The organism is Streptomyces sp. MBT65 (genome assembly GCF_016612545.1).
Classification (GTDB): domain Bacteria; phylum Actinomycetota; class Actinomycetes; order Streptomycetales; family Streptomycetaceae; genus Streptomyces.
Map to the genome: position 1 here is coordinate 1 of NZ_JAENRY010000395.1, position 7,334 is coordinate 7,334.

Here is a 7,334-nt window from a genome sequence, read left to right on the forward strand (position 1 = left end):
ATCCACATGGTCGGCGGCCAGCGCAAGAAGCAGCGCTGGCCGCCGACCATGTGGATGTCGGAGACCTGGAGGACTCTGAGCGGGCGCATACCGGGGGGCAGGACCGGGACCGTCACCCGGCGCAGTCTGAAGGAGCGGGCCTCGAAGCCCGCCGCGTAGACCAGACCGGCGGCACCGGCCGCCGCAATTCCCAGGGGTACTCCGTATCGCGCGCGCATTCCTCCATCGTGTCAGACCCCACTGACACGCCTGACATCCCGTCGGCCACCGCCTCGTAAATCGGCGGGCGGCCGACCTCACGCACCTGCGAGAATCAAACCCATGACCACCACGCTCAAGTCGAAGCTCCAGGAAGACCTCAACACCGCGATCAAGGCGCAGGACAAGCTGCGTTCCTCCACGCTCCGGCTGACGCTCGCCGCGATCACCAAGGAGGAGGTCGCGGGCAAGGAGAAGCGCGAGCTCTCCGACGACGAGGTCCTCAAGGTGATCACCAAGGAGGCGAAGAAGCGCCGCGAGGCCGCGGACGCCTTCGCGCAGGGCGGTCGCCCCGAGCAGGCCGAGCAGGAGAAGGCGGAGGGCGAGGTCCTCGCCGAGTACCTGCCCAAGCAGCTCGGCGACGAGGAGCTGACCGCGATCGTCTCCCAGGCGGTCGAGGAGGCGAAGGCCGCCGGCGCCGAGGGACCGCGCGCCATGGGTGCCGTCATGAAGATCGTGAACCCGAAGGTGGCCGGCCTGGCCGAGGGCGGCCGCGTCGCCGCCGTGGTCAAGAAGCTCCTCGCCGGCTGAACCGGCCTTCTGGAGAGACACATTTCTCTACGACGACGGGGGCGCCCCTTGCGAAAAGGGGCGCCCCCGTCGTCGTAGACGAAGAAGGTGGACGGAGAAGCAGGAGAACCACCGGCAGCCGGGCTGCCGGCTGCTAGCCCCTGTTGCCGCCGTTTCCGTTGCCGTTGTTGCCGCCGTTCGACGTGCCCTGAATGAAGCCGTCCGGGAGGGAGAACGTGGGGTCCGGGGTGGTGCCGCCGTCGGTCGTGCCGGTGGTGGTGCCGCCGTTGTCGTTGCCCCCGTTGTCGTTGTTCTTGCCGCCGTCGTTGTTCTTGTCCTTCTCCTTGACGGGGTCCGGGATGTTGACGAGCTGGAAGTTCTCGACCTGCTTGCCTTCCAGGGCGCCGGTCATGGCGTCCTTCCAGATCGGGCCGGGGGTGTCGGCGCCGTAGACCTGGTCGTGCCAGACGCCGCCGATGCGGATGCTGGTCATCTCGACGTTCTGCTTGGGGCTGCCGACCCAGACCGCGCCGGCCAGGTTCGGGGTGTAGCCGACGAACCAGGCGTTCTTGCGCGCGTCCGTCGTACCCGTCTTACCGGCGCTCTGGCGGTCGGTGAGGCCGGCCTCCTGGCCGGTGCCGGAGTCGACCACGCCGCGCAGCACGGTGTTGATGGTGTCGGCGGTCTTCTTGCTCATCGCCCGCGAGCAGGTGGACTTGGGGACGGCGAGCGACTTCTGCTGGTTGCCCACCCTCTGGGTGATGGACTCGATCGCGATCGGCGTGCAGTACGTGCCCTCGTTGGCGAAGGCCGCGTAGGCGGAGGCCATCGTCAGCGGGGAGAGGCCCTTGGAGCCGAGCGCGATGGCCGGGACCTCGGGGATCTTGTCGCCGTTGCCCTGCACGACCCCCAGCTTGCTGGTCATGTTCACCACGGGGCACAGACCGATGTCGGAGATCATCTGCACGAAGTAGGTGTTGACCGACTTGGCCATCGCCTCCTTCAGCTCGTACGGACCCTTCTCCGACTCGCTCTCGTTCTCCACCGTCGCGCCGTCCGTGTTGACCCAGTTCTTGCCACTGCAGGTCGAGACGGGGCTCGGGTAGTCCATCGAGTACGGCGCCGGGTACTGCTGGGTGGCCGGCAGGCCCTGCTCCAGTGCGGCCGCCGCGACGAAGGGCTTGAACGTCGAACCGGTCGGGAAGCCGAAGTTCGAGCCGCCCATGTCGGCGTTGACCGAGTAGTTGTACTCCGTCTCGTTCTTGCCGTAGCCGTACGGCTTCGACTGGCCCATCCCCAGGATCTTGCCGGTGCCCGGCTCGACCAGGGTGGCCGCGGCGGCGACCGAGTCCGACTTGTAGATGTGGTCCTTGAGCGAGGACTGCACCGAGGCCTGGGCCTGCGGGTCCAGGGTCGTACGGATCGTCAGGCCGCCCTGGTTCCAGATCTTCGCGCGGGCCTCCTTGGTCTTGCCGAAGACCGGGTCGCTCAGGAAGACCTTCTCGACGTACTTGCAGAAGAAGCTGGCGCCCTTGACCGCGGTGATGCAGCCGTTCTTCGGCTGGCTGACCTTGAGGCCGAGGTCGGTCTTCTCGGCCGCCAGGGCCTCCGCCTTGGAGATGTCGCCGACCTCGGCCATGCGGGCCAGCACGGTGTTGCGCCGCTTCTTGGCCTCGGCCTCGTCGTTGATCGGGTCGTAGCGCGTGGGCGACTGGACGATGCCCGCCAGCAGCGCCGACTGCTGGAGGTTCAGGTCCTTGGCGTGCTTGGAGAAGTAGCGCTCGGACGCGGCCTCGACGCCGTAGGCCTGCTCTCCGAAGAAGGTGATGTTCAGGTAGTTCTCGAGGATCTTCTTCTTGCCGAGCTTTTCCTCGATCTGGATCGCGTACTTCAGCTCCTTGACCTTGCGGCCGAGCGTCTGCTGGGTGGCCTGCGCGACCTTCGTCGGGTCGTCACCGGCCTCCTCGACGAAGTAGTTCTTCACCAGCTGCTGCGTGAGGGTCGAGGCCCCCTGGGACACCCCGCCGCTCTGCGCGTTCTTGTTGAGGGCGCGCAGGACGCCCTTGAGGTCGATCGCGCCGTGCTGGTAGAAGCGCGAGTCCTCGATCGCGACGATCGCCTTCTGCATGTACGGCGAGATGTCCTTGAGCTCCACCACCGTGCGGTCACGGGAGTAGACCGAGGCCAGTTGGTTGCCCTTGCTGTCCAGGATCGTGGTGCGCTGGCTCAGCTGAGGGCTCTTCAGACTGTCCGGGATGTCGTCGAACCCCTGGACCGAGCCTTTGGCGGCGAGCCCCAGCGCGCCGGCCGCGGGCAACGCGATTCCGGCCATGACGGCACCGGCGAGCACACTGACACCGAGGAACTTGGTGGCCTGCTGCAGAGGGGACAGACCACCACCCGAGCGCTTTTTTGGCATGGGGGCAGCCTACGTTCTCATTCGCCGGACACGTGTATAGGCCTTGGCCTAAGCTGCTCTCAACTGTCACAGCAGAGCGGTCACGTATCAATACGTCCGGCGACCCCGAATCGTTCCGGTCGTTGCCCAGTTTTTTGTCGGGGGCGTGTCCGAATCCGCCTCCTGTGTCACCTGGTGCCCCTTGTGGCGCATGTCAACTGTCCCGGTTTGCCGGGAAAGTCACGCATGTCGCCAGCTCACTCCCCCGGGTGATCTGCCGCTTACCCATAGTCCGTTCGGGCCATTCAAGATTGGGCCCGAAGGGGGTGTTGCGCTGTGCCCACCTTCCGTAACGTCCTCAACTGGCGGCGGTGAATATGCCGCTGCCGCCGTGGGGGAGCCTCGATTCGGGAGAGGACGGCGCCGGTATGGGCTGGGTAACCGACTGGAGTGCGCAGGCGGCCTGCCGCACTACCGATCCGGATGAACTGTTCGTTCAAGGAGCAGCGCAGAACAGGGCGAAGGCAGTGTGCACCGGATGTCCGGTACGCACGGAGTGCCTCGCCGATGCGCTCGACAACCGCGTCGAATTCGGCGTGTGGGGAGGAATGACGGAGCGGGAGCGCCGCGCACTGCTGCGCAGGCGGCCCACTGTCACTTCATGGCGCCGGCTACTGGAGACCGCGCGTATCGAGTACGAGCGAGGGGTCGGCATCATCCCCCTCGACGACGACGAGATCTACGAGAACTACGCGGCGGTGGGCTGAGGCCCACCGGTCCCTTCGCGGCCGACCTCGGGCGATCCCCGGGGCACGCGCCCGGAGATCCGCGTCAGACCTTCGTCTCGGGCAGCTCCGGCCGACCGGCCGCGAGCCGGTTCCCGATGTCCCGCAGCCCCGCGAGGTCGTGCACATCGCCGGGCAGCGCGGCCACTTCGGCCACGGCCACCTCGGGGTGGCGTGCGGTGAAGCGGTCACGTGTGCGCTGCTCACGGGAGAGCAGCCGCATGCGGTCGGCGTGCAACTTGAGCAGGCCTGCGGTGAGTTGGTCCACGGATCGCTCGTCGGACCGCTCGTCGCCGGGCGGCTGGTCGTCCGTGGCGGCGGACCGATCCTGGTCGGTGTCGGCGGGGGAGCCTTCGTCAGGAGCTGCGGCACGAGCTGTTGTCTCGGAAGCGGGAGATTCTGAACTGCCGTACGTGTCGGGAGAGTTACGAAGTCCAGCTTTCCCGCCCATCTGATCGACAATGCGGGTCTCTTCAAGATTTTCCGCGGCGGCGAGTGCCCGCTCGGCCGACAGCCGGGCGGCTCCGCTGCCGTGCACCCGGTTGAGCACCAGACCGGCCAGCGGCATCTCCTCGGCCGCCAGCCGCTCCACGAAGTACGCGGCCTCGCGCAGTGCGTCCCGCTCCGGGGCCGCGACGACCAGGAACGCGGTGCCGGGCGCCTGAAGCAGCTTGTACGTCGCGTCCGCGCGCGTGCGGAACCCGCCGAAGGTGGTGTCCATGGCGGCCACGAACGTCTGGACGTCCTTGAGGAGTTGACCCCCGAGCAGCTTGCCGATCGTGCCGGTCATCATCGACATGCCGACGTTGAGGAACTTCATCCCGGCCCGGCCGCCCAGCTTCGCCGGGGCGGTCAGCAGCCGGATCAACTTGCCGTCCAGGAACGAGCCGAGACGTTTCGGCGCGTCCAGGAAGTCCAGCGCCGAACGGGACGGCGGGGTGTCCACGACGATCAGGTCCCAGTCGTGCTGGGCGCGCAACTGGCCCAGCTTCTCCATCGCCATGTACTCCTGCGTGCCCGCGAAGCCCGCCGAGAGCGACTGGTAGAAGGGGTTGTTCAGGATCGCGGCCGCCCGCTCGCGGTCCGCGTGCGCCTCGACGATCTCGTCGAAGGTGCGCTTCATGTCGAGCATCATGGCGTGCAGTTCGCCGTCCCCGTCGACGCCCTTCACGCGCCTCGGGGTGTTGTCCAGCGAGTCGATGCCCATGGACTGGGCGAGCCGCCGGGCCGGGTCGATGGTCAGGACGACGACTCTCCGCCCCCGCTCGGCCGCCCGCAGTCCGAGCGCCGCCGCGGTGGTCGTCTTGCCGACCCCGCCCGAGCCGCAGCACACCACGATGCGAGTCTCCGGGTCGTCGATCAGCGGGTCGACGTCGAGCACGCGCGCGTGGGAGATGTGGTGGGAGCGGGAGCCGTGGGTGGTGTCCTGTGCGGCGGACGCCTGGCGGGGGCGGGCGGTGTCCTGTGCGCGGGCCGGGTCCGGACTCATGACATCCCCTGCTTCCGCAGCTCGGTGGCGAGTTCGTACAGGCCCGCGAGGTCCATGCCCTCGGCGAGCAACGGCAGTTCGTGCAACGGCAGGCCCTGCTCGGCGAGTACGGCCCGCTGGTCGTGCTCCAGCGCGTACCGCTCGGCGTACTCCTCGGCCTGCGCGAGCAGCGGATCCACCAGCTTCTCGGCGTTGCCGCCGCGCCGGGCCCCGCCGAGGCCCGCGGCCGACAGCGACTGCGCCACGGCGGTGCGCGGCACGGCCCGTACGAGATCGAGGTCGGCCGCGTCCAGCACCTCGGGGCGCACCATGTTCACGATGATCCGGCCCACCGGCAGCCGGGCCGCCCGTAGTTCGGCGATGCCGTCCGCGGTCTCCTGGACGGGCATCTCCTCCAGGAGCGTCACCAGGTGCACGGCCGTCTCCGGGGACTTCAGGACCCGCATCACCGCCTGCGCCTGATTGTGTATCGGGCCGATCTTCGCGAGCCCGGCGACCTCGTCGTTGACGTTCAGGAAACGGGTGATGCGGCCGGTGGGCGGCGCGTCCATCACCACGTAGTCGTAGGCGAACCGTCCGCTCTTCTCCTTGCGGCGTACGGCCTCGCAAGCCTTGCCGGTCAGGAGGACGTCCCGGAGGCCGGGCGCGACCGTGGTCGCGAAGTCGATCGCGCCGAGTTTCTTCAGGGCGCGGCCCGCGCTGCCGAGTTTGTAGAACATCTGGAGGTAGTCCAGAAGGGCCAGTTCGGGGTCGATGGCCAGGGCGTACACCTCCCCGCCCCCGGGAGCGACGGCGATCTTCCGCTCCTCATAAGGCAGCGTCTCCGTCTCGAAGAGCTGCGCGATGCCCTGGCGACCCTCGACCTCGACGAGAAGCGTCCGCTTCCCCTCGGTGGCCAGGGCCAGCGCGAGGGCCGCGGCCACCGTGGTCTTGCCGGTACCGCCCTTGCCACTGACGACCTGGAGCCTGCTCACGTCTTCGAGCCTAACCAGTCCGCGCCCGAACCAAGCGGGAGGCTGTGGATAACGCGACGGACAGCACGATGGATACGCGCCGGGTAGGCGACGGGTACGCGACGGACAACGCGACCGCGGGCGGCCGGTTCGCAGCCGCTAAAGTCGCGGCATGACCAAGTGGGAATACTCGACTGTGCCGCTGCTCGTCCACGCCACGAAGCAGATTCTGGACACCTGGGGCGAGGACGGCTGGGAGCTCGTCCAGGTCGTGCCCGGGCCGAACAACCCCGAGCAACTGGTGGCCTACCTCAAGCGGGAGAAGGCATGAGCGCCGTCGAGGCGCGGCTGGCCGAGCTCGGTCTGACCCTGCCGGCGGTCGTCCCGCCGCTCGCCGCGTACCAGCCCGCCGTGCAGAGCGGTGTCTACGTGTACACCTCCGGCCAGCTGCCCATGGTGGACGGCAAGCTTCCGGTCACCGGCAAGGTGGGCGCCGAGGTCACCGCGGAGGAGGCCAAGGAACTGGCCCGCACCTGCGCGCTGAACGCCCTCGCCGCGGTCAAGTCCGTCACGGGTGACCTGGACCGCGTCGCGCGCGTGGTGAAGGTCGTCGGCTTCGTCGCCTCGGCCTCCGACTTCACCGGCCAGCCCGGCGTCGTCAACGGCGCCAGCGAACTCCTCGGAGAGGTCCTCGGCGACAAGGGCGTGCACGCGCGGAGCGCGGTCGGCGTGGCGGTACTGCCGCTGGACTCACCGGTCGAGGTCGAGATCCAGGTGGAGCTGACGCAGGCGTAGTCGCTGTCCCGGAGGGTGCGATCGGGCGTGATCGGCGTCCTGGAGTGCACGTTGTTGCCTCTCGAACATCCGCGCGCTACGGGATAGCCTCCGCCCATGGCGAACGGTCAGTGGTACCCGGAGGAGTGGCCCGAGCGCATCAGCGC

General features: G+C 68.4%; 7 protein-coding genes and 1 pseudogene. 4 read left to right on the forward strand and 4 right to left on the reverse strand.

Annotated elements, in window-relative coordinates; genetic code table 11:
* A pseudogene (locus JHN63_RS46085) lies at positions 1 to 218 on the reverse strand (metallophosphoesterase); the annotation flags it as partial.
* A gap of 103 nt (positions 219 to 321) precedes the next feature.
* On the opposite strand from JHN63_RS46085, the gene JHN63_RS46090 reads away from it, so the two are divergent.
* Complete coding sequence (locus JHN63_RS46090; RefSeq protein WP_200691109.1) at positions 322 to 789, forward strand: GatB/YqeY domain-containing protein; 468 nt, start codon at positions 322 to 324, stop codon at positions 787 to 789.
* Between the two features lie 133 nt (positions 790 to 922).
* Here the strand turns inward: JHN63_RS46090 and JHN63_RS46095 are convergent, their stop codons facing one another.
* Positions 923 to 3,187, reverse strand: coding sequence for a transglycosylase domain-containing protein (locus tag JHN63_RS46095; protein WP_200691110.1), 2,265 nt, complete (start codon positions 3,185 to 3,187; stop codon positions 923 to 925).
* Positions 3,188 to 3,594: 407 nt separating this feature from the next.
* Between JHN63_RS46095 and wblA the strand changes: the two genes are divergently transcribed.
* Entirely contained in the window at positions 3,595 to 3,933 is a 339-nt protein-coding gene (wblA, locus tag JHN63_RS46100; RefSeq protein WP_019063745.1) for a transcriptional regulator WblA, read from the forward strand.
* Positions 3,934 to 3,997: 64 nt separating this feature from the next.
* Here the strand turns inward: wblA and JHN63_RS46105 are convergent, their stop codons facing one another.
* On the reverse strand, positions 3,998 to 5,440 hold the full coding sequence (locus JHN63_RS46105; RefSeq protein ID WP_200691111.1) for an ArsA family ATPase: 1,443 nt from the start codon (positions 5,438 to 5,440) through the stop codon (positions 3,998 to 4,000).
* The gene (locus tag JHN63_RS46110) at positions 5,437 to 6,414 is read right to left on the reverse strand and encodes an ArsA-related P-loop ATPase (protein WP_043667505.1); all 978 of its coding nucleotides are present in this window, start codon (positions 6,412 to 6,414) and stop codon (positions 5,437 to 5,439) included. Before JHN63_RS46110 ends, JHN63_RS46105 begins: the two co-directional genes overlap by 4 nt.
* Positions 6,415 to 6,565: 151 nt before the next feature.
* Between JHN63_RS46110 and JHN63_RS46115 the strand changes: the two genes are divergently transcribed.
* Complete coding sequence (locus tag JHN63_RS46115) at positions 6,566 to 6,724, forward strand: DUF4177 domain-containing protein (protein WP_019063748.1); 159 nt, start codon at positions 6,566 to 6,568, stop codon at positions 6,722 to 6,724.
* Complete coding sequence (locus tag JHN63_RS46120) at positions 6,721 to 7,188, forward strand: RidA family protein (protein WP_200691112.1); 468 nt, start codon at positions 6,721 to 6,723, stop codon at positions 7,186 to 7,188. The genes JHN63_RS46115 and JHN63_RS46120 overlap by 4 nt, the downstream gene beginning before the upstream one ends.
* Positions 7,189 to 7,334: the final 146 nt, after the last annotated feature.

Excerpts from the sequence above, each read along its gene's own strand:
- JHN63_RS46095 (WP_200691110.1), bottom strand. The coding sequence starts at position 3,187 with ATGCCAAAAAAGCGCTCGGGTGGTGGTCTGTCCCCTCTGCAGCAGGCC.
- JHN63_RS46090 (WP_200691109.1), top strand. The coding sequence starts at position 322 with ATGACCACCACGCTCAAGTCGAAGCTCCAGGAAGACCTCAACACCGCG.
- wblA (WP_019063745.1), top strand. The coding sequence starts at position 3,595 with ATGGGCTGGGTAACCGACTGGAGTGCGCAGGCGGCCTGCCGCACTACC.
- JHN63_RS46115 (WP_019063748.1), top strand. The coding sequence starts at position 6,566 with ATGACCAAGTGGGAATACTCGACTGTGCCGCTGCTCGTCCACGCCACG.
- JHN63_RS46105 (WP_200691111.1), bottom strand. The coding sequence starts at position 5,440 with ATGAGTCCGGACCCGGCCCGCGCACAGGACACCGCCCGCCCCCGCCAG.
- JHN63_RS46120 (WP_200691112.1), top strand. The coding sequence starts at position 6,721 with ATGAGCGCCGTCGAGGCGCGGCTGGCCGAGCTCGGTCTGACCCTGCCG.